Annotated in this window: 26 protein-coding genes and 1 pseudogene; 9 read left to right on the forward strand and 18 right to left on the reverse strand. The window is 36.4% G+C overall.

From position 1 onward, the window contains the following. Nucleotides 1-22: 22 nt before the first annotated feature. The 6 genes from HMPREF2619_RS07485 to HMPREF2619_RS07510 form a co-directional block, all read right to left on the reverse strand. Nucleotides 23-1,363 carry an MATE family efflux transporter gene (locus tag HMPREF2619_RS07485; RefSeq protein ID WP_070460441.1) on the reverse strand — a complete coding sequence of 447 codons (1,341 nt, stop codon included), beginning with the start codon at nucleotides 1,361-1,363 and terminating at the stop codon, nucleotides 23-25. A gap of 282 nt (nucleotides 1,364-1,645) precedes the next feature. Continuing rightward, the gene (locus HMPREF2619_RS07490) at nucleotides 1,646-2,917 is read right to left on the reverse strand and encodes a dihydroorotase (protein ID WP_070460444.1); all 1,272 of its coding nucleotides are present in this window, start codon (nucleotides 2,915-2,917) and stop codon (nucleotides 1,646-1,648) included. A 12-nt stretch (nucleotides 2,918-2,929) separates the two neighbouring features. After that, nucleotides 2,930-3,394, reverse strand: a complete 465-nt coding sequence (locus HMPREF2619_RS07495) for an NUDIX hydrolase (RefSeq protein WP_001135775.1) — start codon at nucleotides 3,392-3,394, stop codon at nucleotides 2,930-2,932. A gap of 9 nt (nucleotides 3,395-3,403) precedes the next feature. Then, complete coding sequence (locus tag HMPREF2619_RS07500) at nucleotides 3,404-4,057, reverse strand: uracil-DNA glycosylase (RefSeq protein WP_049509671.1); 654 nt, start codon at nucleotides 4,055-4,057, stop codon at nucleotides 3,404-3,406. Between the two features lie 117 nt (nucleotides 4,058-4,174). Then, nucleotides 4,175-5,086 (reverse strand): hypothetical protein, encoded by a 912-nt coding sequence (locus HMPREF2619_RS11615; protein ID WP_070460445.1) that lies wholly within the window; start codon nucleotides 5,084-5,086, stop codon nucleotides 4,175-4,177. Nucleotides 5,087-5,378: 292 nt separating this feature from the next. After that, nucleotides 5,379-6,347: a hypothetical protein gene (locus HMPREF2619_RS07510; protein WP_049509215.1), complete on the reverse strand. Its 969-nt coding sequence runs from the start codon at nucleotides 6,345-6,347 to the stop codon at nucleotides 5,379-5,381. Between the two features lie 247 nt (nucleotides 6,348-6,594). Here HMPREF2619_RS07510 and HMPREF2619_RS11810 point away from each other — a divergent pair, with 247 nt between their 5' ends. Next, the gene (locus HMPREF2619_RS11810) at nucleotides 6,595-6,657 is read left to right on the forward strand and encodes a hypothetical protein (protein WP_398578145.1); all 63 of its coding nucleotides are present in this window, start codon (nucleotides 6,595-6,597) and stop codon (nucleotides 6,655-6,657) included. 102 nt (nucleotides 6,658-6,759) lie between these two features. Here the strand turns inward: HMPREF2619_RS11810 and HMPREF2619_RS07515 are convergent, their stop codons facing one another. The 5 genes from HMPREF2619_RS07515 to HMPREF2619_RS07535 form a co-directional block, all read right to left on the reverse strand. Further along, on the reverse strand, nucleotides 6,760-7,452 hold the full coding sequence (locus HMPREF2619_RS07515) for a pyrimidine 5'-nucleotidase PynA (RefSeq protein WP_070460448.1): 693 nt from the start codon (nucleotides 7,450-7,452) through the stop codon (nucleotides 6,760-6,762). A gap of 251 nt (nucleotides 7,453-7,703) precedes the next feature. Further along, a complete protein-coding gene (gene pta, locus HMPREF2619_RS07520; RefSeq protein ID WP_070460451.1) occupies nucleotides 7,704-8,678 on the reverse strand; it encodes a phosphate acetyltransferase in 975 nt (324 codons plus the stop codon). Between the two features lie 6 nt (nucleotides 8,679-8,684). Next, complete coding sequence (locus HMPREF2619_RS07525) at nucleotides 8,685-9,593, reverse strand: RluA family pseudouridine synthase (protein WP_070460454.1); 909 nt, start codon at nucleotides 9,591-9,593, stop codon at nucleotides 8,685-8,687. Continuing rightward, entirely contained in the window at nucleotides 9,590-10,408 is an 819-nt protein-coding gene (locus tag HMPREF2619_RS07530; RefSeq protein WP_070460455.1) for an NAD kinase, read from the reverse strand. The genes HMPREF2619_RS07525 and HMPREF2619_RS07530 overlap by 4 nt, the downstream gene beginning before the upstream one ends. After that, the gene (locus HMPREF2619_RS07535; RefSeq protein ID WP_000627444.1) at nucleotides 10,392-11,063 is read right to left on the reverse strand and encodes a GTP diphosphokinase; all 672 of its coding nucleotides are present in this window, start codon (nucleotides 11,061-11,063) and stop codon (nucleotides 10,392-10,394) included. Before HMPREF2619_RS07535 ends, HMPREF2619_RS07530 begins: the two co-directional genes overlap by 17 nt. Nucleotides 11,064-11,197: 134 nt before the next feature. Here HMPREF2619_RS07535 and HMPREF2619_RS07540 point away from each other — a divergent pair, with 134 nt between their 5' ends. The 7 genes from HMPREF2619_RS07540 (at nucleotide 11,198) to HMPREF2619_RS07570 (ending at nucleotide 15,972) form a co-directional block, all read left to right on the forward strand. Then, a complete protein-coding gene (locus HMPREF2619_RS07540) occupies nucleotides 11,198-11,767 on the forward strand; it encodes a CYTH domain-containing protein (RefSeq protein WP_070460462.1) in 570 nt (189 codons plus the stop codon). 124 nt (nucleotides 11,768-11,891) lie between these two features. Continuing rightward, the gene (locus HMPREF2619_RS07545; RefSeq protein ID WP_070460463.1) at nucleotides 11,892-12,836 is read left to right on the forward strand and encodes a ribose-phosphate diphosphokinase; all 945 of its coding nucleotides are present in this window, start codon (nucleotides 11,892-11,894) and stop codon (nucleotides 12,834-12,836) included. A gap of 15 nt (nucleotides 12,837-12,851) precedes the next feature. Then, nucleotides 12,852-13,967: a cysteine desulfurase family protein gene (locus tag HMPREF2619_RS07550; RefSeq protein ID WP_070460466.1), complete on the forward strand. Its 1,116-nt coding sequence runs from the start codon at nucleotides 12,852-12,854 to the stop codon at nucleotides 13,965-13,967. Between the two features lie 4 nt (nucleotides 13,968-13,971). Beyond that, nucleotides 13,972-14,319 (forward strand): DUF1831 domain-containing protein, encoded by a 348-nt coding sequence (locus HMPREF2619_RS07555; protein ID WP_049526341.1) that lies wholly within the window; start codon nucleotides 13,972-13,974, stop codon nucleotides 14,317-14,319. Between the two features lie 9 nt (nucleotides 14,320-14,328). Further along, nucleotides 14,329-14,544: a DUF4649 family protein gene (locus tag HMPREF2619_RS07560; protein WP_070460469.1), complete on the forward strand. Its 216-nt coding sequence runs from the start codon at nucleotides 14,329-14,331 to the stop codon at nucleotides 14,542-14,544. Nucleotides 14,545-14,625: 81 nt separating this feature from the next. Next, nucleotides 14,626-15,267, forward strand: a complete 642-nt coding sequence (locus tag HMPREF2619_RS07565; RefSeq protein WP_000660647.1) for a redox-sensing transcriptional repressor Rex — start codon at nucleotides 14,626-14,628, stop codon at nucleotides 15,265-15,267. A gap of 15 nt (nucleotides 15,268-15,282) precedes the next feature. Further along, nucleotides 15,283-15,972, forward strand: coding sequence for a gamma-glutamyl-gamma-aminobutyrate hydrolase family protein (locus HMPREF2619_RS07570; RefSeq protein ID WP_070460471.1), 690 nt, complete (start codon nucleotides 15,283-15,285; stop codon nucleotides 15,970-15,972). Between the two features lie 23 nt (nucleotides 15,973-15,995). Here HMPREF2619_RS07570 and radC read toward each other — a convergent pair whose 3' ends face one another. Further along, a complete protein-coding gene (gene radC, locus HMPREF2619_RS07575; RefSeq protein ID WP_070460473.1) occupies nucleotides 15,996-16,676 on the reverse strand; it encodes a RadC family protein in 681 nt (226 codons plus the stop codon). 63 nt (nucleotides 16,677-16,739) lie between these two features. Next, on the reverse strand, nucleotides 16,740-18,020 hold the full coding sequence (locus HMPREF2619_RS07580) for an O-acetylhomoserine aminocarboxypropyltransferase/cysteine synthase family protein (protein ID WP_070460673.1): 1,281 nt from the start codon (nucleotides 18,018-18,020) through the stop codon (nucleotides 16,740-16,742). Nucleotides 18,021-18,238: 218 nt separating this feature from the next. Here HMPREF2619_RS07580 and HMPREF2619_RS07585 point away from each other — a divergent pair, with 218 nt between their 5' ends. Then, the gene (locus HMPREF2619_RS07585; RefSeq protein ID WP_070460474.1) at nucleotides 18,239-18,934 is read left to right on the forward strand and encodes a VIT1/CCC1 transporter family protein; all 696 of its coding nucleotides are present in this window, start codon (nucleotides 18,239-18,241) and stop codon (nucleotides 18,932-18,934) included. Between the two features lie 393 nt (nucleotides 18,935-19,327). Here the strand turns inward: HMPREF2619_RS07585 and HMPREF2619_RS11620 are convergent. The 5 genes and pseudogenes from HMPREF2619_RS11620 to HMPREF2619_RS07605 all read right to left on the reverse strand — a co-directional run. Next, nucleotides 19,328-19,530, reverse strand: a pseudogene (locus HMPREF2619_RS11620) (IS5/IS1182 family transposase); the annotation flags it as partial. 86 nt (nucleotides 19,531-19,616) lie between these two features. Beyond that, complete coding sequence (locus tag HMPREF2619_RS07590) at nucleotides 19,617-20,117, reverse strand: hypothetical protein (RefSeq protein ID WP_070460477.1); 501 nt, start codon at nucleotides 20,115-20,117, stop codon at nucleotides 19,617-19,619. Then, on the reverse strand, nucleotides 20,114-20,737 hold the full coding sequence (locus tag HMPREF2619_RS07595) for an ATP-binding cassette domain-containing protein (RefSeq protein ID WP_070460480.1): 624 nt from the start codon (nucleotides 20,735-20,737) through the stop codon (nucleotides 20,114-20,116). Before HMPREF2619_RS07595 ends, HMPREF2619_RS07590 begins: the two co-directional genes overlap by 4 nt. Next, complete coding sequence (locus HMPREF2619_RS07600; protein WP_070460482.1) at nucleotides 20,734-22,716, reverse strand: ABC transporter permease; 1,983 nt, start codon at nucleotides 22,714-22,716, stop codon at nucleotides 20,734-20,736. The genes HMPREF2619_RS07595 and HMPREF2619_RS07600 overlap by 4 nt, the downstream gene beginning before the upstream one ends. Before the next feature lie 219 nt (nucleotides 22,717-22,935). Next, on the reverse strand, nucleotides 22,936-24,285 hold a 1,350-nt coding region (locus HMPREF2619_RS07605; protein WP_070460486.1), incomplete at its 5' end, for an ABC transporter permease.

A 24,285-nucleotide genomic window follows, 5' to 3' on the forward strand; every position in this document is an offset into this window, starting at 1 on the left:
TTTTTCATCATTTTTCAACAAATTATTTGAATCTTTTCATAATAACTTGTAAACGCCACTGATAAAGAATTCCACTTACCATTAAACTAATGATGAGAGCAATCCAATAGGAGTACGCACCTAAACTAGTCGAATAATCAAGATATAAGCCAAGCGGAATCCCTACACCCCAGTATCCAAGAAGACCAAGGCAAAAAGGAACAATCGTATCCTTGTAACCTCTTAAAATTCCTTGCAAAGGTGCCGCAAAGGTATCAGCTAACTGGAAGAATAAGCTATAGGTCATAAAAGAAGCTGTTAGTTGGATAAATTCTGGATCATGACCATAGAGACTGGCTACATTTTCACGATAGATGTAGAGAAAACTAAGTGTTAAAACTGCAAACACCATCGCTGTTAAACGACCAATATGGATATACTGTTTAGCATCGTCTAAACGTTTAGCTCCTACCTCATAAGAAATCACAATAGCCATTGCTGTTGAAATGCTCATAGGAAAGGCGTACATGAGAGAAGAAAAATTCATAGCAGACTGATGACTAGCTATTATCAATGATGAAAACTTTGCCATAATCAAGCCAACGGCTGAAAAAATAGCAACTTCTGCAAATACAGTTCCACCTATTGGTAGACCAAGATAAATAGCTTCCTTGATTTTTTTGATTTGTAGGGGCATAGGTCTTTGGAGTTGATATTCCTTGAGCTTTTTATGCTTTAACAAGACCAAAACCGAAATCAGCAACAAAGCCCAGTAGGCAAGGGAAGTCCCCAGACCTGCTCCTGCACCTCCTAACTCAGGAAAACCAAAAGCTCCATATATTAGTAAATAGTTAAATCCACTATTTAAAGGAAGTAAAAGTAGCATGAGATACATAGACAATTTTGTCAGTCCTAGTGCATCCAGTAACGAACGAATAACACTAAAGAGTAAGAGAGGAATAATACCGATGGCTAAGAGCCATAGATAACGTATGGCAACGCTGGATACAGCCACTTCCAGTCCCATGAATTGTAACACAATTGGTGCTAAAAAGAAAACCAAGACAAAAAGTACGATAGATAAGGCTAAAGCCAAATAAAGAAATTGATAAAAATCCGAAGAAACTTCTTTCTTTTTTCCTTGTCCCAAATGGTGACCAATAATAGGGACCAAGGCTGAGACAATTCCAGTCAAAAAGGTAAAGAAAGGATTCCATAAACTAGTTGCAATTGAAACACCCGCTAGATCGAGAGTATTATATTGGCCCGTCATCGTGGTATCGACAAAAGATGCGGAATAATTAGAGAATTGATAAATTAAAATAGGAAAGAAAATTTTTAAAAATAAGATGATTTTGTCTTTAATAGTTTCTGTTGAATGCATACCTACTCTTTCTACTCCTTTTCATCCAAGCCAAAAAGCTTTAAGCCGTATTTTCTCAAGCTCAAAGGTGGATTACTAGTTTTTGATGTCGTGTGCCAGCAATTACATGAGGCGCAATAATAGCTTCTAACCAAGCCACCATTATCAAACTCTACAGCATGATCAGCTTTTTCCTTGGTTTCATACTGAATTTTAGCACGGTTAGCGGCTGGACAATATACTCCATGGCAAGCATTTCATTTACGATTTCTAAGTTTACGAAAATAATTCATCCTCAAGCTCCTAATCTGCTTGATAAACGATTTGTCCCATACAAATAGTATATTTAACCTGCCCTTTTAATTGTTCACCAATGAATGGTGAATTAGCTGCTTTAGAAGCAAAATGCGTATCAACAATTCGGTCAGCTTTATCATCGAAAATTGTAATATCAGCTGGGCCGTTTTCAGCCAAATATCCTGCTTCAAAATTATACAATTTGGCAGGGTTTACTGTCATTTTTTCTAATAATTCCATCAGGGTTAGCTCACCAGCTTCTACTAAGTAAGTTAAACCGAGTGACAAAGAAGTTTCTAAACCTGTCATACCTGATGGAGCTTTGGTAATATCCTCAACATTTTTTTCGTCAGCATGGTGAGGCGCGTGGTCAGTAGCAATGACAGAAATGACTCCAGATTTAAGCCCTTCAATAACTGCACGACGGTCAGACTCCAGACGAAGAGGTGGATTCATCTTAGCGTTACTTCCTTTAGTCAAAAGAAGAGCTTCAGTCTTAGAAAAATGCTGGGGAGCTACTTCTGCAGTTACGTTTGCTCCCATATTTTGAGCAAACTCAACAACTTTGACACTTTCTTCTTTTGACAAATGCTGGATATGAACATGAGCCTTGGTTGCATAGGCAATCATGACATCACGAGCTATCATAGCGTATTCTGCAACCCCGGTAGCACCGCAGATATGGAAATGTTCTTTAGCGATGTTTTCATTAAAACCTAGCGTACCATTCAGTCCAGGATCTTCTTCGTGCAGACTGATAAAGGTGTTTAACTTTTTAGCCTCTTCCATGGCTTCCTTGACCACTTTACTGCTTTCAAGTGGAATCCCATCATCAGAAAATCCAACAGCTCCAGCTTCTAAAAGCGACTTAAAGTCAGTCAAATCTTGGCCATTAAAGCTCTTGGTAATTGTTGCTACAGATTTAACGTTGATCTTTTCTTTTGCCGCAGATTGAAGAACTTCCTGCAAAGTCTCAATATCTGAGATAGTTGGATTAGTATTAGCCATCATAACGACAGTTGTAAATCCACCTGCAGCTGCTGCTAGTGCTCCTGTATGAATGTCTTCTTTATGAGTTTGACCAGGTTCACGGAAATGAACATGGATATCCACCAATCCAGGCGCAACTACAAGACCAGTAGCATCTATTACTTGAACTTCCTCAACATCGATTCGAGGAGCGATTTTAAGGATTTTTCCATTTTCAACTAAAATATCACTGACTTGATCCAAACCAGACTTAGGATCCATTACACGGCCGTTTTTGATTACTAACATCGCTTTACTCCTTTATTCGTAGAAATCCACTTGGGTATCCAATAATTTATCACCATCATAGACAAATTTAGCTGAAAAGAAGGGTTTATCTTCTAAAAGCCACTCTACAAAGGTATGGTCCCCTTCCCAGGTCGGCTTACTTAAAACCTCATCGTAAGGAACCCATTCTAAGGTTCCTTCATTACAGTCAATCAACTCACCTTCAAACTCAGTTACTTTAAATACATAGGTGTACCAGTCAAGGTCTGGTGTAAACTCTGGAAAGGTGATAACTCCTTTTAATACTGGTTTTGCTTTTAGACCAGTTTCTTCAAGAATTTCACGAGCAGCACATTCTTGTGGAGTTTCCCCCCGTTCTAACTTTCCACCTACACCGATCCATTTCCCTTCATGGACATCATTAGGCTTTTTATTGCGATGAAGCATGAGCAATTCTTTTCCATTATCAATGTAGCAAATTGTCGCTAACTGGGGCATATTCTCTCCTTATCTAAGCCAATCAATTGGCTCTTGTCCACTTTCTTTTAAGAATGCATTGGCCTTGGTAAAAGGCTTGGAACCCCAAAATCCTCTGTAAACTGAAAGAGGACTTGGGTGGGCTGATTCGATAATCAAGTGCTGAGGATTTGTAACCAAGGACTTCTTCTTACGTGCATAAGCACCCCAAAGTACAAAAACTACGGGTCTATCAATATTATTGACAACCTTGATCACAGCATCTGTAAAAGGTTCCCATATCTGCCCAGCATGACCATTTGCTTGACCAGCAGGAACCGTCAAGCAAGCATTGAGAAGCAAGACCCCCTGCTCGGCCCAAGTAGTCAAATCATGTGAAGCTTTTAGACCAATATCATCAGCAAGTTCCTTTAGAATATTTTGCAAGGAAGGAGGTGCTGGAATAGAATCTGGAACTGAAAAACTCAAGCCCTGAGCTTGACCAGGCCCATGATAGGGATCTTGGCCTAGAATCGCCACCTTAACCTCTTCCAGAGGAGTTGTTATAAGAGCCTGAAAAACCTTTTCTTTAGGAGGATATACAGTTCCTTGGGCATAAACCTGCTCCATAAAGTGATTGATTTTCCCAAAATAACCCTCAGGTAATTGCTCTTTAATCAAAGCATGCCAAGATGAGTGTTGCATAGTCAACTCCTTCGTTTATACTGCCTCTATTATAACAAAAAGTGGCTATCTAAACCACTTTTAAAAGTATCTATTGAGATTTGAGAAGTTTTATAGAGAATTTATACTAAAGAGCCTTTATTCACCACCTTTTCTCGTGTTAGAAAGGATAAATTCTTTGTCGATTTCATCAATAATCAATTCTGTTCGAGTATTAAGTTTTTCATCAAATCTTTTATTCAATTCCTTTACAACGCTTATCTTAAACTCATCACTTGATTTTTGTTTATAGTAATCAAATCCTCCAGAAGCCGCGCTACAGCAGCTCCCCCAATCTGAAAGATAGCCTATTATTTCAAAAACACTATCATTGTATTTTTCAAATTTTTTAGTTGCTGTACTTTTTAAATAACCTGAAATACAATTTACAAAAGAGTAGTAATACTTAGAGTCACGAAATGAATTGTATTCTGCACTATGAAAACTTGGATCGAGAATTCGTGCTGATAGCACATCTTCCATAGTGGGTTTTGTGGGCATTTTAATATCAGTCTGCAGATAAGCATAATAGGTTTCCTTATCAAAGAAAGCTCCATCTACTGCTATCAAAGCACCGTATATGCCATCTTCATACTGAAAAACAATCACAGCACCGTTCCTATATTTGCTTTCTACAGGAACAGGCGGAGCAATTCTCTTTTTGGGATTTTCTTTTTTTATACTAATTTTTTCTAAAAACTTTTCTAGATTTTCACTTCTTTGTTCTAAAAATTCACTATCTGCACCCAATTCTTGGGCAAGTTCTAAATCCTCTTTGTTGAGAATGATTTCTTTAATTTCAAGCAAGAATTCGTCATCTAATTGCCCAACTTCCCATAAACAGTGTGCCAAGGCGAACAAGACATCATACATATCGTCATCGTATAAATCCGACGTCAAGTCATTTTTAATTGTATTTGCATCTTCTCCTTGATTGTATCTCTCGAAGAATTCTTCTTTAATATCTAAGGAGGTGTCATTTCCAAAAATCGTTGCATCCCATGTGCCCATAATTTCAAGACTCCTATCTACTTTTAAAAAGTTCTAAATATTTTACAAGGTTTTGCAAAGAATCTATTGTTCAGAATACTCAGAAAGATAACTGATCATTATAAAAAAAACTATCATGATATCTTTCAAATCTTTTCCTTGCAGGACTTTTCAAATACCTTCTAAATCTATGCTGACAACAAACTAGATTAAATCTCCCCTTAGCCAGAGATAAGGAGAGATTACTAAAACTATACTTAAGCACATCTTAAAGATTAAATTTCTATTATTTGACTTTCACCCAATAAATAAACTATTTAACAATCAAATAATGTGCATCTTTTATCTTATAATTTTCTAGATTGATAACTGTTTGTTTCTTATCAACAATATCATATTTAACCAGAGAATCATTAAATAAAAAATAATAGATGTTGTCTTTAAATGTAAAATACGGTGCAATATATTGCTCTGTACTAAAGCCTTCCAGATGAATAATATCTTCTTCTAAATTGTCTAGATTGACTGTAGTAAAGGAAAATTCGCCATTATATAATCCCTCATTCTCTATAATCAATTGATTATTTTTAGCATCATAGTGAATATTTGTTGGATACTTATCAGGAATATCGATATAATTCTTGCTCTGACTCTTTAAATCAAAAACCATTATTTTATTTCCCGACTTATATTCTCCATCAGAATTGCGCCCACTGAGTGCTTCCACAATATACAAGACATCATCTACATTAACCATTCTCATATATGCTGATGTTTCGTCAAGATTATATTTTTCCACGATGTTGAACTCTTTATCCATTTTCCAAATTTCCGTATTAGGAACTTGGGTTGATAAATCCAATGTGGTTACAAGTAAGTATAAATAATTATCTACAATAACAAACTGTTGACTGGCATTTAACTGACCATCATTTTTCACGGTAACATTAGTAATAACCTCTAAATTATTATCATATTTATAAAATTCAATTCTATCTGTAAAGACAGCAGTTGCATATAAATAATCCCCATCTGTTATAGATGCGTATGCATCATTTCCTTCTGCTAATTTAAACGTTTCACTTAAATTTTCCTTATTAATTCTAGAGACATATCTTTTTAGACCTGAGGTATCTTTTGTTTTTGCAGTTGAATAGGATCCTGCTTCCGAAAAACTTTCTGCCCAATAGATAAATTTCTCTTTTCTAGATATATTAACCTTGAACTCATTTAAATCATAATCATCAAAGACAGCTATTTTATCGCTATCCCAGATAGCCATTTTATAATCATCTACCGAATTTACCTTATTTGACTGACAGGCACTTAGACAAATAAGGCAGCAACAAGCACTTATTAACATCAACATGAAGTTTATGTTTCTTTTATTACTTTTTAATATCATACTGATTTGCTCCTATATAGCTTTTTTATACCAATTTAAGACGTTCAAACAGATGAATAGATAATTTATTGACTAGTTTAGATGCTTCTTTTTCAATACCTACTTGATTAACTGTACTACCAATTTGATATCCATATACAACTTAACGGTAGATGACAATCACAATATTCTTGTCATTATATCCTAGTATGATTTATTATATCAAAAAAATAAAACGTTTTCAAAAAATACCAAAATTTCTTGCACTCCATGCTCCAGGTTTTCTAGAATCTTTTATATTTTGTGATTTTTAAAGGAGCCCCAAGCAATCAAGCAGAGCCTGATAAGAGTCGACTTCATAAGTTGGCTGAGCTTGTGTCTTATTTTCCAGATGATGAGGATTGTACCAGATGGTATCGATGCCAGCATTATTTCCACCTTGAATATCAGCTGACAAAGAATCACCAATCATAAGGGTCTGATTTTTATCAAAGTTAGGGATTCGAGCTCCAATTTTTTCATAAAATTTAGCATCTGGTTTTTGGGTATGGAGTTTCTCTGAAATGAATATTTCCTTGAAAAATGGTGTAATTCCAGATTGTTCCAAACGACCTGTCTGAATATAGGTGATTCCATTTGTCGCAGCATAGAGTTCATAGCCCTTACTTATCAATTTTTTTAATAAATTTTCGACACCTGGGAAAGTCTGTCCCTGTTTTGATAGGAAAAACTGGTAGCGCTCTGCTAAGTAAGCCCCATCTTTTTCAATGCCAAAGTGAGCAAACAATTTTGCAAAACGTGTGTTAATTAACTCAGCCTTTGTAATTTTTTTCTGTTCCAAATCCTTCCAAAGAGCCTTGTTCATTGGTACATAGTAATCTTTATAGGCTTGTATATCCACTACTCCTTCTTCTTTTAGGAGTTGCGATAAGGCAATATCTTCTGCAGCATCAAAATCAAGTAGTGTGTGATCGAGGTCGAAGAGTAAATACTTATATTTCAAATCTAAATGCTCCTTTCTGAACATTAAGTGAGTAAAAAATAAATAGTCATTCAAAAGATTGCAGGAGCTAATTTCTATTGAACTGGCAGTATTGACTATGGTCTCAACTAGGTCTTTGGGTATCTATAGGTTTGATCTATAAACTTCACCAAGTATTAACAAAAGCCGATATTCCTATCACCTTTTAATAACCAGTTTGAATTCTTCCTACTTGAAAAGCTCCTTTAACAGAAAAGGAGCTATCTTGTATTTTATTGGTGTACAGCTTGGGCTGCTGTGATAAGAGTAAGCTTGAAGACGTCGTCTGAATTACATCCACGAGAAAGGTCATTAACTGGCTTGTTCAAACCTTGCAATACTGGACCAACCGCTGCAAATCCACCGAGACGTTCTGCCATCTTGTAACCAATATTCCCTGCTTCAATACCTGGGAAGATAAAGACGTTTGCTTGTCCAGCAACCTTACTTCCTGGTGCTTTAAGAGCAGCTGTTTCTGGAACGAAGGCAGCATCAAATTGCAATTCCCCATCAATTTCAAGGTCGGGACGAAGATCATGAGCAATCTTAGTTGCTTCAACAACTTTATCTACGCTTTCACCAAAACCAGAACCTTTAGTTGAATAGCTTAGCATTGCAATTTTTGGTTCGATACCGAACATCTTAGCTGTGATAGCAGAGTTAATCGCAATTTCTGCCAAAGCTTCAGCATCAGGATTGATATTGATGGCACAGTCACCAAATAGGTAACGCTCAGTGCCACGAACCATAAGGAAGGCACCTGAAGTACGACTAACATTTGGACGTGTTTTAATGATTTGAAGGGCTGGACGAACAGTTGCCGCAGTAGAGTGAATAGCTCCTGAAACCATTCCATCTACCAAGCCCATGTATACCAACATAACACCAAAATAGTTCACGTCTTTAACCAAGATATCGCGAGCTTCATCTTCAGTCATTTTTCCTTTACGACGTTCTACAAGTGATGCTACCATTTCCTCAAATTGAGGGTAATGTGCAGGATCGATTACTTCATAACCATCCATGATTCCTTCGATTTCAAGATAGATTTTAATTTTATCAGGATTTCCAAGTAGGACAGGAATAACTTCTGTTTCTTTTACGATGCGTTTTGTTGCTTGAAGAATACGTGGTTCTTCACCTTCAGGCAAAACAATACGTGCATTTTTACCAACTAGGTTGGCTTTTAAACTTTCAAAAACTTCCATGAGTTTTTACTCCTTTTTAGATAAATTATTATTTGATAACTGAGTTATAAGATTCTTAAAATCATCCGGCAGTGGACTCTCCATCTCCAACTGGTCTTCAAGAAAAGGATGATAAAACGATAAGTAATGGCAATGTAGAGCTTGACGCTCTATGCCATGTTTAAGACTACCACCATATAGGTCATCGCCAAGCAAAGGGAAACCTATATGAGAGAAATGGACACGAATCTGGTGGGTCCTTCCTGTATGTAGTTGAATATCAACAAGATGAATATTGCCATAAGACTCCACTATACGATAGGAAGTATGGGCATACTTACCACCTTTTGCCACTCGTCTAGTGATAATGGAATCTTCATCTCGAGCAATCGGTGCAATGATTTCACCTTGAGGCTCCAGAAACCCTTCTCCTTTAACTAAAGCAAAATAACGCTTTTCAATAGCTTTCTTCTGCAACTGCTTGTCTAGTCTAGCATGGGCATACCCGTGTTTAGCAAAAAGCATGAGACCCGAAGTGTCTCGATCTAGTCTGGTTACAATGTGGACCTGTTGATTTTCGTAGTTCTGATTCACATAATAGCCCTTGATAAAGTTAGCGATGGTATTGGAATGATTGACACTAGGAATCGAGGCCACACCAAAGGGTTTGTTTAAAATCAAGAAATGATCATCTTCAAACAAAATATCCAGTGGATAATCAATGGCTTCCAGTGTCTCGAAACCTTCCTCAGGAGGAAGGTCGATGACAACCACATCCCCAATATCTAAGAGATAGGTTGCATTTTGTGGATGACCGTTTACGCGAATATCTCCACCTCGAAACTTGATTTTGGCAAGTAAACCTTTCGAGACTTCGTGTTTTTTTAAAAAGGTCTTTACCTTGACATGTTCGTCAGCAATAAATTCAAACCTCATTCATCCACCTCACCAATAAAGGCATCCTTGACACGATTCCAAAAACTAGTATGGCTTGGTGTTGCGACAAAGTGAATCTTGTGGTGGTCTATTTGGTATTCTATTCTTTCAATATTACGGTAAGAATAAATGCTATTGTCAACAGAAATCGTATGATAATCATTGCGAGTCGGTATCAATTCAATCTTATCCTTCTTAGGCACAATGATAGACGAACCTAAGGTTCGGTAGACACGATTGTTGAGACTCGCAATTTCTGTTAATTGTAGGGCCTCAATAGTAGGGGGCAAAACCGCTCCACCAAGAGATTTATTATAAGCTGTACTCCCGGTTGGCGTCGATACCGTCAGGCCATCTCCTCTAAAACGTTCAAATGGCACTTGGTTAATGATAATATCGGCAACCATGGTCCTATCAGCTCTCCGAATGCTAGCCTCATTCAAAGCTCGGAAAATTTTCACTTCTCCATTTTCCAAAAATATCTTTACATTTAACAGTGGGTAAGACACACGAGCCCCAGTATCCAACTGTAAATTAGTAAGCAATTGATCTAGTTCAAAATCACGATAATCCGTATAGAAACCTAAATGACCTGTGTGAACACCAACGAAGCGAACCTTATCCAGCTGGTCTTCATACTTGTGAAAAGCAGACAAAAGCATCCCATCCCCACCTATGGAAATCACGATATCGGGATGTTTATCATTTAATATAAAGTTATTCTTTTTAAGTCGATCTCTTAATTCATATAAGACTCGTTGACTTTGAGGTTTGCGATTAGCGATTAGATCAATTCGTTTACCTGTATTCTTCATCGGTATCGTCACTATTACCCACCCCGTCATTTAACTTTCTATGCAATGGATCAAAGAGTGCCTGTGCTTCCTGGATATCATCACGAATTTTACTCATTTCTTCATCCAATTGGTGAGAGATTCTTGCTGTGATTTCCAGGCGTTTCTTAATTTCTTCTGGAAAATCCCCTTGATATTTATAATTGAGAGAATGCTCGATGGTAGCCCAGAAATTCATAGCCAAGGTACGAATCTGAATCTCCACCAGAATCGTTCTTGCCCCATTGATCGTATCAACTGTATACTCAATAATCAAATGGTAAGAACGATAGCCTGAAGCCTTTCGATGAGTAATGTAGTCGCGTTCTTGAACAACTCTCATGTCTTGCCTCTTACGAAGGATGGCAACAACCTCGCTCACGTCATCCACAAATTGAACCATGACTCGTAAACCTGCAATATCTTGCAAGTCCTGTTCCAACGTATCGTATCCAATCCCTCGACGAGCCATTTTTTCTTTTATACTTTCGATCGGTTTGACTCGACCAGTTACAAACTCAATTGGAGAATGTTTATTTTGTTTGCGATATTGTTTTCGAATACCTCGGAGTTTTATCTTCAGCTCTCCGACAGCCTGAATGTAAGGATCTAAAAATTCTTCCCATTCTGTAATCATATATCTTTTTCATCCAATTCTCTATACACTTCGATTTATCTAGTTTTTGATTTTCTAGGAAAAATCTTATACAATAAATACAATGCTTATTATACCATACAATCACTTTCAAAGATAAGGAAAAAGTAAAAAAAATGAAACATTTAGAAATTGAAATGAAAACACTTCTAAACAAGGATGAATATCAAAGATTGCAGGAGCACTTTTCAGGAGTCACACCTATTACACAAAAAAATTACTACCTAGACACGCCTGATTTTTACCTTCGCCAACATAAAATCGCTATGCGCATTCGTACTTTTGAAAATAGCGCTGAATTGACCATAAAAATCCCACAAAAAGTTGGAAATATGGAGTATAATCAAGATCTCAGCCTTGAGGAAGCAAACCATTGTCTTAAAGAATGTAAACTTCCACAAGGAATGATTCTTGACGAATTGACTAGCCATGGACTTTCAACCAGTGGCTGGGTAGTTCTAGGTTGCCTAACTACAGTTCGTTACGAAAAGCAAACTCCTATCGGACTCATGGCTCTTGATCAAAGCCAATACTTTGATATTGTTGACTATGAGCTTGAATTAGAAGTGGAAGATGGCAACCAAGGAAGTCTTGATTTCCAAGAATTTTTACAAGCCAATGAAATCCATTACAAAAAAGCTCCTTCCAAATTGGTTCGTTTTATAGAAAATATGAAAAAATACTGAAATAATCTTCTTTTTTTGATAAAATAAAAGGGATGAAAAATAATGGAATCTGTTGTAGAGAGCATTTATCACTAAAAGTGTTTCACTACAGCTATTCACTTAGTTTAAAGAGGACGGTTTATCGATGTCAGATACAAAAAACATGAAACTTTTCGCACTATCTTCCAACCAGGAAATTGCTCAAAGAATTGCAGATGCTGCAGGTGTTCCACTTGGAAAAGTATCATCACGCCAATTTTCAGATGGTGAGATCCAGGTTAATATTGAGGAAAGTGTTCGTGGATACGATGTTTATATTATCCAATCAACTAGTTATCCAGTAAATAACCACTTGATGGAACTTTTGATTATGGTTGATGCTTGTGTTCGTGCTAGCGCTAATACCATTAACGTTGTACTTCCATACTTCGGCTACGCTCGCCAAGACCGTATCGCTTCTTCACGCGAACCACTTACAGCAAAACTGGTTGCAAATATGTTGGTCAAAGCTGGAGTTAGTCGTGTATTGACTCTTGACCTCCATGCCGTTCAGGTTCAAGGATTCTTTGACATTCCTGTAGATAACCTCTATACAATTCCACTTTTTGCAAAACATTACTGCGATAAAGGTTTGACTGGTTCAGATGTGGTTGTTGTCAGTCCTAAAAACTCTGGTGTAAAACGTGCGCGTAGTCTTGCAGAATACCTAGATGCTCCAATTGCCATCATTGATTATGCACAAGATGATTCTGAACGCAGCCAAGGTTACATCATCGGAGATGTCGAAGGTAAAAAGGCAATCTTGATCGATGACATTCTGAACACTGGCCGTACCTTCTCTGAAGCTGCTAAAATCTTAGAACGTGACGGTGCAACTGAAATCTATGCGGTTTCAAGTCATGGACTATTCGTTAACGGTGCAGCAGAGTTATTAGATGCAGCAAATATCAAGGAAATCTTGGTTACAGATTCTGTATTGACAGAAAGTAGAAAACCTAAAAACGTACAATATATCACTGCTAGCGAATTGATTGGTGATGCTATGGTTCGAATTCATGAAAGAAAACCAGTTAGTCCACTATTTAAATAGAAATTAGGTGAGTTTTTGATTTATTTGGATAATGCTGCAACGACTCCGATGTCTTCAGTAGCTATCTCAGCAATGACTCAAGTCATGCAAGAAACTTATGGCAACCCTTCTAGTATTCATGGACATGGGCGCCAAGCAGGTAAACTATTACGAGAAGCTCGTCAAGAACTAGCAAGTTTACTAGGAACAAAGCCACAACATATATTCTTTACCACTGGTGGTACTGAAAGCAATAATACTGCTATCATCGGCTACTGCCTCCGCCATCAAAATCGTGGAAAGCACATTATCACTACTGCGATTGAGCACCATGCTGTTCTAGAACCCATCAAATACTTGGTTGAAAATTTCGGTTTTGAAGTGACTATTTTACAGCCTGAAAATCAAGAAATTACTGCAGACCAGGTCAAAAATGCACTGCGTGAAGATACCATTCTTGTTTCTACTATGTTTGCAAATAATGAAACTGGTACACTTTTACCTATTGCTGAAATTGGTGAAGTTCTAAAAAATCATCCAGCCGTCTATCATGTCGATGCGGTTCAGGCAGTTGGTAAATTAGAGATTCTTCCCGAAAAATTGGGAATTGATTTTCTTAGCGCTTCTGCACACAAATTTTATGGTCCAAAAGGAGTTGGTTTTCTCTATGCTGCATCTACAGATTTTGACTCCTACCTTCATGGTGGCGATCAAGAGCAGAAAAAAAGAGCAGGAACAGAAAATCTTCCTGCCATTGTGGGAATGGTAGCAGCTCTAAATGATGATCTTGAAAACCAGGAACAAAACTTTAAAAAGGTTCAAAAACTAAAAGAAACATTCTTAAAGGAAATGGCTGACACAGACTATTATCTCAATCAAGGGAAAGACCAGCTACCTTATGTCCTTAATATTGGATTCCCAGGTCAACGTAATGATCTACTACTCCTTCGTCTAGATCTTGAAGGTATTTCTATTTCAACTGGCTCTGCTTGTACTGCAGGTGTCGTTCAGGTTAGTCATGTTCTTCAGGCTTTCTACGGTGAAGACTCTCCTCGCTTACACGAATCCGTTCGCGTCAGCATTTCACCTCAAAATACAGAGCAAGAAATAATCACTCTCGCACAAACTCTAAAAGAAATCATTGGAGGTTAACTCAATGGCATTCGAAAAAACCATTAGTCTTAAAAATTGCCGTTATGATTACACACTTAGCCCAACCGTCAAAAAGTTCACTCTAAAAGATAACACTTTTTTTGAAACTAAGGTTGGTAACTATGAACTAACACGTCTTCTTGAAAAAGTTCCAAATAGTGGGGAAGGTTTCCAACTTAAGATTATCATCAACAAAGACTTAACAGGTGCAAAAATCAACATCACTGATAAATTTGGTCTACGTTTAGTCGATATCTTTAAGTCAGAAGAAACTCATATCCACCAAGAGAAATTTTACTTCTTGATGGATAGTCTTGTTGAACGTGATGTCTTTACTAAAAGCGAAAGATAGAAGGCAATCATGTTTCGATTAACTTACAAAGACACCTATCAAGTCGATCGCGTTTTAGAATACGAAGATTATGAAGCACTCATGCTATCACTTTCAGGCTGTGTGACTCTTCCAGATACTACTGTCATTACTTCTCTGACCTATAATGGAAAAGAAATCTATCAGGGGCTTCTGGGAAATCTCTATCGTTTTCTATCTCACTATGATTTTACGAAGATAAGCTAAGATTTTTCTTAGTTTTTTCTTGTTTTTGTTGATTTTTTCACAATCTTTCTATAAAATAGTATTTAGAAAGGTTGTGATTTTGTGAAAGAAAAACAGTCTGCTATTCCAAAAGCAACAGCAAAGAGACTTTCTCTTTATTATCGTATCTTTAAAAGATTTCATGCAGAAAAAATTGAAAGAGCCAACTCAAAACAAATTGCCGAGGCCATTGGTATTGACTCTGCTACTGTTAGACGAGATTTTTCCTACTTTGGTGAACTTGGCCGCCGTGGATTTGGCTACGATGTCAAAAAACTAATGACGTTTTTTGCAGATCTTCTAAATGATAATTCTATTACAAATGTTATGTTGGTGGGTATTGGTAATATGGGGCATGCACTCCTTCACTATCGTTTCCACGAACGAAACAAAATGAAAATCATTATGGCTTTTGATTTGGATGATCATCCTGAAGTTGGGACAAAAACTCCTGATGGAATCCCAATTTATGGAATTTCCCAAATCAAGGATAAAATAAAGAATGCAGATGTTAAAACTGCAATCTTAACAGTTCCGAGTGTCAAATCACAAGAAGTAGCTAATCTCCTTGTCGAAGCAGGTATTAAAGGAATTTTAAGCTTTTCACCCGTTCATCTCCAACTACCAAAAGATGTGGTAGCTCAGTATGTAGATTTAACTAGTGAATTGCAAACTCTCCTCTATTTCATGAGAAAAGAGGATTAGAAAGCGAAAGCATTTATGAAAAAACCAGTTATTGGGATTACAGGAAACGAAAATGCTCATCCTGATGATGAGCTTATGATGAGCTATGCTGCGAAAGGCTTTGTTGAAGGAGTCAAGGAAGCTGGGGGAATTCCCATTATCCTACCAATTGGTGATCAAGAAATGGCTAGTTACTACATTGGCTTGATTGATAAACTCATTTTAACTGGTGGACAAAATGTCGATCCAAAGTTCTATGATGAATCAAAAACGATCGATAGCGATGACTACAACCTTCAGAGAGATATTTTTGAGTTAGCTCTTATAAAAGAAGCCATTAGACAGAAGAAACCAATTTTTTCTGTTTGTCGAGGCACCCAGCTCTTTAATGTGGCTATGGGTGGGTCTCTTTATCAAGATATTGAAGACCATTGGCAGGATACTTCAGCCGAGTATACAACTCAACGTTTAGTCACCGAGCCTGATACTATTCTTCGAGAAATCTATGGAGAAATCTCCCATATCAACTCTTTCCACCATCAGAGTATTAAGGATCTAGCTCCAAATCTCAAGGTTGTAGCTCATGATCCTAAAGATGGAATTATCGAGGCTGTTACAACAACGGATGGTTTCCCTTACCTCGGTGTTCAATGGCATCCAGAATTTCTCTTTGAAAATCGCCCCAAAGATAAAACACTTTTCGACTATGTCGTCAATGAATTGTAAAACCTGTATCATATACAGGTTTTTTACACCAGATCCGTCTTCTCACGGTAACTAAAATAATCGGAATGTGAGACGATAAGATGATCCAATAAGACCAACCCCATTAATTCGCAGGCTTCTTTAACAAGTTTCGTAACATGGTCATCATTTCTACTTGGCATAACAGCACCAGATGGATGATTATGAACCAGAATCACGGATGTTGCCATATGCTTTAAGGCATAATGGAGAATTTCCCTTGGTTCCGCAATACTTCTAGTAGCAGATCCAATAAAAATGGTTTGCTGATGAATAATTTGATTTTGTGTATTCAGATAGAGCGCCACTAGGTGCTCTTGTTTTTTATCTCCCAATTCTTGTTGCATCTTTTTAGCCAGTCTTTGACTACTCAGAATGCTCTCTGCCTCAATGGTTTCATGTTTGTGAATACGACTTCCAAGCTCAATCATAGCTTGCAGTTCAATAGCTTTTACTCTCCCGATTCCTGATAAACTCTGCAGTTCTTGCAAGGTCATTTTTTTTAACTCAGTTAAACTGTTTAATTGAGACAATACTTTCTGTGCAATTTCAAAAACAGTAGATTGACGAGTTCCTGTTCGTAATAAAATGGCTAGTAATTCCTGATTACTCAAACTCTCTACTCCTTCTGTCACCAAGCGTTCCCTTGGCAAGAGCGAATCTTCTTGAAATGAAATACTGTACATAAAAATCCTCCTCACTTTATTATTCGTGAGAAGGATGCTTAATTCGATAAAAACTAGTTATTTTTAGATTTTTTCAAGCGCTAGTCGTAAATCTTCAATCAAATCATCAGCATTTTCAAGCCCGATTGAGAGACGGATTTGATTTTTAGTTACTCCTGCTGCTTCTAGATCTGAGTCAGACAACTGAGCATGTGTTGTAGTCGCGGGATGAACGACCAATGATTTAGCATCTGCTACATTGGCTAAGTTTGAAAAGATTTCTAAGTTGTCAATCACCTTACGAGCTTCTGCTTCTCCACCTTTAACGTGGAAGGTAAAGATTGAACCAACACCTTTTGGTAAGTATTTTTCAGCCAAGGCATGGTATGGACTATCTGGAAGTTTTGGATAGTTGACCTTTTCAACTCTTGGATGGTTCACAAGGAAATCAACGATTTTCTCAGCATTTTGAACATGACGTTCAACACGAAGAGAAAGTGTTTCAAGACCTTGTAAGAGCAAGAATGAGTTAAATGGTGAAAGGGCAGCTCCCATATCGCGAAGCAATTGCACGCGAGCAGCCACGATAAAAGCTGCAGCACCAACATCACGAGTATAGCTGATATTGTGGTAGCTTGGATCTTCTTCGACTAATTGAGGGAATTTTCCTGAAGCAGCCCAGTCAAATTTGCCACTATCAACGATAACACCGCCAATAGTTGTACCGTGTCCACCGATAAACTTAGTTGCTGAGTGAACTGCGATATCTACACCGTGAGAAAAGACATTGATGAGATAAGGTGTTGCGAAGGTATTGTCAGCAACCAAAGGAATCTGATGTTTGTGAGCAATTTCAGCAATCTTTTCGATATCTGGAATATTGATAACCGGATTACCCAAGGTTTCAATCAAAACAAGTTTGGTATTATCTTTTATTGCTGCCTCTACTTCTTCTAAATTGTTAATATCAACAAAAGTTGTGGTGATTCCATAGCGAGGAAGAGTTTCTTTCAAGAGGTTAAAGGTACCACCGTAGATAGTTGAAGCTGCAACCACGTGGTCTCCTGCATGAGCAAGTCCAAGGATAGTATAAGTAAGAGCCGCCATCCCAGATGCTGTGGCAAGAGCACCAACACCACCTTCAAGAGCTGCAATACGCTCTTCAAAGGCTGAAGTTGTTGGGTTTGTGATACGAGTATAGATATTACCAGCCTTCTGAAGTGCAAAAAGTTCTGCACCTTCTTGTGTATCTTCAAAGACAAAGGATGTTGTTTGGTAAATTGGTACAGCACGAGACTTGGTAGTAGCGTCTACCACTTGTCCTGCATGCAATTGAAGAGTTTCAAATTTAAATTCGCGAGTCATCATCAGACCTCCAAAGATTTCATTAAATTAATTGTATCATCTATGACAGTCAGTTACAAATACAACTTTGTTATATATTGGCATAAGCAATAGCTATGGCTATGCCTGATTAAGAAAAATAGCAATCTTTTATTAGAATTGTAGAACTTTTTTCAGATAGTTTAAAATATTTGTTTTCACTTCTCCCATACTTTATAATGAATATGAAGGAGAAGACTATGACAGAAATTACTCATGAAATTGATTCAAACTTTGCAGGGCGTTTAAATATCTTGCGTGCTGGTGTGCTTGGAGCCAATGACGGTATCATTTCCATCGCTGGAGTTGTTATCGGGGTTGCCAGTGCAACCAGTAATATCTGGATTATCTTTCTCTCAGGTTTAGCAGCAATCTTAGCAGGAGCCTTCTCAATGGCTGGAGGCGAGTATGTATCAGTATCAACTCAAAAAGACACTGAGGAAGCCGCTGTAGCCCGTGAACAACTACTCTTGGATAAGGATATCGAAGCTGCAAAGAAATCCCTCTATGCTGCTTATCTTCAAAATGGTGAGTGTGACACTTCAGCTCAACTTTTAGTCAACAAAGCCTTTTTAAAAAATCCACTTAAAGCCTTAGTTGAGGAAAAATACGGAATCGAGTATGAAGAGTTTACTAATCCTTGGCATGCTGCTACATCTAGCTTTATTGCCTTCGTACTTGGTAGCCTACCACCAATGCTTTCAATTATTATTTTCCCAAGCGAATTCAGAATTCCTGCAACTGTCTTTATCGTAGCAATTTCTCTATTGATTACAGGTTACACCAGTGCTAAACTCGGAAAAGCCCCAACCAAAACAGCTATGATTCGTAACCTTTTTATCGGTCTTTTAACAATGGGAGTTACCTACCTATTTGGTCAGTTGTTTAGTATTTAAGAGACAAAATGATACTGGGCAAAAACTAGCTTTAATGCTCTTCAAAAATCTCTTCAAACCACGTCAGCTTCGCCTTGCCGTACGCAAGTACAGCCTTCGGCTAGCTTCCTAGTTTGCTCTTTGATTTTCATTGAGTATAAAATAAAACCACACAGTGATTTCAGTCTTGAATTCCATCAAGAAGAAAGAAATACTGTGTGGTTTTTGAATAGTAGATATTTTAGAGGCTGGACTCTTGACTAATTTTGTGAGATTCATAGTCACGAAGGTGAATCCTATCTCTGTTTCGACGACTTGTTTGTTCCTAACACGCACTCTTCTAAAGCAACAAATAATCTATGCTCTACCATTTTCAGGGTTCATTTGTACGATTTTATGTCCATAGAACACTTAAAGAGCATAGGCGAACAGTGCATCTTCATAAGCATAGTTGGATGAAATCTAGGGTAACCAGTATGAGAATTTTCCTATAGAAACATTTGACTTGGGATACTGTCAACAAATAAACTAATCATTTAATATTCATGAGTTGTTAGAATATCACAGAACAGAATTACTTCCAAACTTAACTGATTTATGGTATAATCTGTAACCATTACCAACTTAAAGACGCAATCATCAAGATAAGATATTAGAATTAAAAATTGACTTTTTTCTATCAAAACAGGCAAATAAATCGCAATCACTTACTTTTTTCTTTAAAAGATTCATATATTTTTTTATATACCACTTTTATATCTTTTTTCTGAGAATTCAACTCTTCATTACCGTAGTCAAAATTTGCTACTACAAATCCCTCGTCAGCATTAGAAAAAGTAAAAAATTCTATTCCAATGAGTTTATTATGCTTAGAGTCCTCAATAGTGTCTCCTAAATTATTATTAAATTGCTTCACCTCTTCTTCACGAACTCCGAACCCCATAGCAGCTCCATTTGCAATGATGTTTGAAAATACTTCTTCTGAAGACGCTACTTCTTTTACAGTTATGAAGTATGTAGCTTCTTCTGTTTCTACTTTTTTCACTTTATTCCATTTTTCTGTATCACTAGAAGAAACCGTATAAACTGTTAACTCCAGTGTTGGTTTATTGGTATTTTCTTTTATGATCATTTGTTTTCCAAAGAAGAAAATAGCAAGTAGCCCAGCTACAAAGATCAAAGCGATATAAATTATCTTTTTCATACATTATCCCCTATATCTTTCATATCAATGATCACATCAACTTTGTTATAGACAGCTGGATCATGCGTCGCTATTATAACATATTTGTCTTCATCTCTTTCATTTAATAATAAACGAATAATTTCTTTTCCAATCTCACCATCTAAAGCTCCTGTGGGTTCATCTGCTAAGATAATTTTACGTGGTTTCATTAACATTCTGGCAATAGCTACACGTTGAGCCTGCCCTCCAGACAATTCATATATTTTTTGATGTAAATGGTCGCTCGACAGTCCTACTTTTTCAAGTACATCAGTTATTATTTTTTTGTCTTTAGTGATAAGTTTCAAATTATCATATACTGTTTTGTTTTCGATTAAAGAATAATTCTGAAATACATATCCAACAGTATTTTTAAAGAAGGTTCTTTCTTTTATCTTCCAAATATCCTGTTTATCAACTAAAACGTTCCCACTATCAATTTTTTCTAATCTTCCTATAATATTAAGAAGAGTACTCTTACCAGAGCCAGAACCTCCAATCAATGCATAGCTTTTTCCAGATTCAAATTTTAAATTTAAGTCTGTAAAAATCTTTTTTGATCCAAAACTTTTTGAAACGTTCAAAAGGTCAATTGTCATGTTTCATCTCCTTTTAAAATTTTAGTGTAGCTTTCAGATAATTTTCTAAAACTCATTATGATTGACAACATCAAAACTAGTATAGAAGCAAGACCAATATACAGCAACTCTATTTGACCTGTCATAAGAAATGTAAATAGGATAACCATTGTAATAATAATCATAAAATACTTGAGACTTGAAATTGCTATATATGTTTTTGACAGACCCAAAATGATTTTTTTCACATATTCATTCTGTTTTAGGGCAATATAAAGTTGGACATATTGATAAATGAGTATAAAGACAATACTGTAAATTATCTTCTGCAAGATTTGTGAAAGTAGAATTTGGTGCTCTAAGGACAGGATCTTTAATTTCACAATTTGATAAACATCTACTGGATTCATTGAAACATTCAACTGGGTAGCCATCTCATTTATTTTCTTTACCGCCTCAGGACTAAAAAGAGACTTATTAGTTATATTACTAGCCAAAGTAAACTTGTTGTTTTCGATCATTTTGTCTGTATCTAACACAACAACAATGTTATCTTTACTATCTGCTAGACTTGCCATTGGTAAAAAATCTTTATTTTTATGATCGATATCAGCATCCTCATTGAAATAAAAAATTTTATTACCATCAGGAATTATTTGTACTGCAAGCTCTTCTTTTGTATAGTTTGTTCCAATAAATTGTTCTGCTACAACTGTATTCTCAATGGATTTCTGGTTTTCTTTCCATTTTTCAGGAATATAGATGGTTGCTATCTTATTATCTAAAAGATGATAGTTTGTTCCATTCACTTTATTTTGTAGGTTAGCACCTGCTTGATTGATATAAATCAACTCTTTATTTATTTCTGGATTCGTTATTCCGTCATTTTCTAATTGTTTAGAAAAGTCTTCTAAAGCATGAGATGTTTTCATAAAATCTGGAACATAGGCCGAGGATCGTTCTATATATAAATAATCTAAGTTTTTTAAGGAAGCAGCTATCTGTAGATACTGACCATCCGAATCACTTACTTCTCCATTTTTAGCAGAGTTATTTTCAATTCCAAGGAACTCAATCCTTCTCCAGTCTTTTACTGTGTCCCATGGTACTAAATTCTGTATCTGGATGTTGATACTGGATTGACTACTCTTTGTTTCTTGTAAAAAAATTCCTGATACAACGATAATAATCGAAATAATGGCAAGCCATACGACAAAAATAAGCTTGTTTTTCGCCTTGTTTTTGATAATTTCAATGGGCTTTTCAATCTGAATCGTCAACCAAAATAAAACAAAGGTAATGAGATCAATGATTTGAAATAATATAAAATTCGTTAAAAGCAGAGAGAAAAATAACTTAGAACTATAGGTTAAGAAACCATTTCCCAAAAAAGAACTGTAAAAAACCATCAATAAAGCCATCATAATCAGTTCAAAAATAAGAGAAATGCCATACTCTCTTCTTAGATCGTATACAGGCAATCCCAAAGAACGTCGTATCACTCCCTCTTTAATCTGCCTCGTTCTAACTACAAATAACACAACTAATAAAGTTAAGTAAATGGAGCTCATTAACAGTATTCTTAAAGTTCCAGTGAATTGTAACATTCCTCCTATATACCAAGGATAAGACATATATACTGTTTGCAGCCCTGTCATCGTAAGTGGTTTCAAAGTGTCTACATCCATTTTCCCAAGGGTGTAATACATCCCTATTATCGGTACTGACTTTAACTGTTCACTGTTTTCATCATCGAAATTTACATACTTAAACTGACCCGAACTCTGAACGATTGGCTTGTAAATGATAACTTTTTCCGTTTTTGATAAGTCACGAAGCATTTCGTATATTTCGTTATTAGAAAGATTGCTTTTCCCTTGAATAGAAAAAGCACCATCAATTGGTAAAGGTATGGGGGTTTCAGTATCACTGATAGTGACCAAACCAATTGCAGCAATCAAACAAAAGAAGAATCCAATGATACATAATTTTAATTTCATAAGCACTTACCATATTACAAAAGACCCCATCTTATAATCGGCTCTCTTGTTTTCATAAATTATTTTTAAAATCTATAATAATCTCAATATGCATTTAAGCGAAAATTGTTTCAAGATTTTTTCTTGAAATGTCTATCTATAATCTTTTTATCGTGAACTTTAACGTTCCCCAAATATTCGTTGGGGTTAATACTAAGACTCCTTGACAAATATTTTTTATTATATTTGAACAATTCTACGATAACTTCTTGAAGTAATTATAAAGATTAGTACATAGACTAAAGCAAAGATACCACAAATGGTAAGAGTTACGCTTAACATCATAGCTGTATCTACTACACCAATGACCTTGAGGATCAAGCTTAACATACGATATGCAAATGCTAGATGAAGGAAGGCAAAGATTACAGGGAGGAAGAAGACAGTCAAGATCTGCTTGTTAATGGTTTGCTTGATTTGTTTTTGATCCAAACCAACCTTTTGCAGGATGACAAAGCGTTCACGGTCTTCATAACCTTCTGAGATTTGTTTATAGTAGATAACCAGCACAGTACCTATCATAAAGATGATAGAGAGGAAAATACCAATAAAGAGGACACCTCCATAGAGAGCATTCATTTGGGCAATTGCATCACTTGAACCATTACCCCCGTAAACCATAGCATCTTCACTCTTGAGATTATGGCTAAAATTATTTACATACGCATCAAAATCATCAGATAGCTTTAATTGTTCCTCTAGACTTGCGGTGACATCCATACCACCGTAGAACTGAGTGTAGACAGCAGAATCTTGGTACTGATCCAAAAAGCTTTGAAGATCTGGTACAACTAGGTAGTTAAAATCTGAAACTAAAAGGATATAGAGATTGGAAACATGGTTAGCTAAAAAATCTTGCTGGATTTCTTGCTTGATACTATACTCCTGACTGTTAAGACTAAATGATTTCTGACCTTTTAGTTGGTTATTTTTAGCCCAAAGACCTACTTCATTACCAGTAAGATTTAGCTTTTGTCCAGTCATTTTTTCATAGTCTTTTTGATCAAATACTAGAAAAACTGTCTTAGGTAATTCCGTGATTTGTTCTTTAGTCATGATGGTTAATTTAGTTCCATCTTGACTAGAAAGGCCAAAGCTAGCATAGCTAAGAACGTCTTTATTGCTAATCGTCAAGTTCTTTTCACTGGCATATTGAGTCAATAGTTGGTCTAAATTCTCAACTTCAATATTATTTCCCTTAGCCTTAACATCGAAATCATGAGGATACATGATATTTTTTATATTTTCAGAACCGTTGTAGATACTGGTTGCTGCTGACATAGTAACCAAAACCATGGTGGAGAGGATGGCAATGGTTGCTAAACCGACAGCGTTTTTCTTCATACGGAAGATAAGGTTAGAAACAGAGATGAGGTTATTTGGTTGGTAGTAATAACGCTTGTTTTTCTTGAGTAAGTGTAAGAAAACTGTAATACCCGCATTGAATAAGAGGTAGGTCGCAACAATTACCAACAGGACGGCTATAAAGAAAGTAACAGTCGCTGAAACTGGATCTTTTACGCTTTGTGC

This window comes from Streptococcus sp. HMSC074B11 (assembly GCF_001808705.1).
Classification (GTDB): Bacteria; Bacillota; Bacilli; order Lactobacillales; family Streptococcaceae; genus Streptococcus.

Excerpts from the sequence above, each read along its gene's own strand:
- HMPREF2619_RS07485 (WP_070460441.1), bottom strand. The coding sequence starts at position 1,363 with ATGCATTCAACAGAAACTATTAAAGACAAAATCATCTTATTTTTAAAA.
- HMPREF2619_RS07490 (WP_070460444.1), bottom strand. The coding sequence starts at position 2,917 with ATGTTAGTAATCAAAAACGGCCGTGTAATGGATCCTAAGTCTGGTTTG.
- HMPREF2619_RS07495 (WP_001135775.1), bottom strand. The coding sequence starts at position 3,394 with ATGCCCCAGTTAGCGACAATTTGCTACATTGATAATGGAAAAGAATTG.
- HMPREF2619_RS07500 (WP_049509671.1), bottom strand. The coding sequence starts at position 4,057 with ATGCAACACTCATCTTGGCATGCTTTGATTAAAGAGCAATTACCTGAG.
- HMPREF2619_RS11615 (WP_070460445.1), bottom strand. The coding sequence starts at position 5,086 with ATGGGCACATGGGATGCAACGATTTTTGGAAATGACACCTCCTTAGAT.
- HMPREF2619_RS07510 (WP_049509215.1), bottom strand. The coding sequence starts at position 6,347 with ATGGCTATCTGGGATAGCGATAAAATAGCTGTCTTTGATGATTATGAT.
- pta (WP_070460451.1), bottom strand. The coding sequence starts at position 8,678 with ATGGAAGTTTTTGAAAGTTTAAAAGCCAACCTAGTTGGTAAAAATGCA.
- HMPREF2619_RS07525 (WP_070460454.1), bottom strand. The coding sequence starts at position 9,593 with ATGAGGTTTGAATTTATTGCTGACGAACATGTCAAGGTAAAGACCTTT.
- HMPREF2619_RS07530 (WP_070460455.1), bottom strand. The coding sequence starts at position 10,408 with ATGAAGAATACAGGTAAACGAATTGATCTAATCGCTAATCGCAAACCT.
- HMPREF2619_RS07535 (WP_000627444.1), bottom strand. The coding sequence starts at position 11,063 with ATGATTACAGAATGGGAAGAATTTTTAGATCCTTACATTCAGGCTGTC.
- HMPREF2619_RS07540 (WP_070460462.1), top strand. The coding sequence starts at position 11,198 with ATGAAACATTTAGAAATTGAAATGAAAACACTTCTAAACAAGGATGAA.
- HMPREF2619_RS07545 (WP_070460463.1), top strand. The coding sequence starts at position 11,892 with ATGTCAGATACAAAAAACATGAAACTTTTCGCACTATCTTCCAACCAG.
- HMPREF2619_RS07555 (WP_049526341.1), top strand. The coding sequence starts at position 13,972 with ATGGCATTCGAAAAAACCATTAGTCTTAAAAATTGCCGTTATGATTAC.
- HMPREF2619_RS07560 (WP_070460469.1), top strand. The coding sequence starts at position 14,329 with ATGTTTCGATTAACTTACAAAGACACCTATCAAGTCGATCGCGTTTTA.
- HMPREF2619_RS07570 (WP_070460471.1), top strand. The coding sequence starts at position 15,283 with ATGAAAAAACCAGTTATTGGGATTACAGGAAACGAAAATGCTCATCCT.
- radC (WP_070460473.1), bottom strand. The coding sequence starts at position 16,676 with ATGTACAGTATTTCATTTCAAGAAGATTCGCTCTTGCCAAGGGAACGC.
- HMPREF2619_RS07580 (WP_070460673.1), bottom strand. The coding sequence starts at position 18,020 with ATGACTCGCGAATTTAAATTTGAAACTCTTCAATTGCATGCAGGACAA.
- HMPREF2619_RS07585 (WP_070460474.1), top strand. The coding sequence starts at position 18,239 with ATGACAGAAATTACTCATGAAATTGATTCAAACTTTGCAGGGCGTTTA.
- HMPREF2619_RS07590 (WP_070460477.1), bottom strand. The coding sequence starts at position 20,117 with ATGAAAAAGATAATTTATATCGCTTTGATCTTTGTAGCTGGGCTACTT.
- HMPREF2619_RS07595 (WP_070460480.1), bottom strand. The coding sequence starts at position 20,737 with ATGACAATTGACCTTTTGAACGTTTCAAAAAGTTTTGGATCAAAAAAG.
- HMPREF2619_RS07600 (WP_070460482.1), bottom strand. The coding sequence starts at position 22,716 with ATGAAATTAAAATTATGTATCATTGGATTCTTCTTTTGTTTGATTGCT.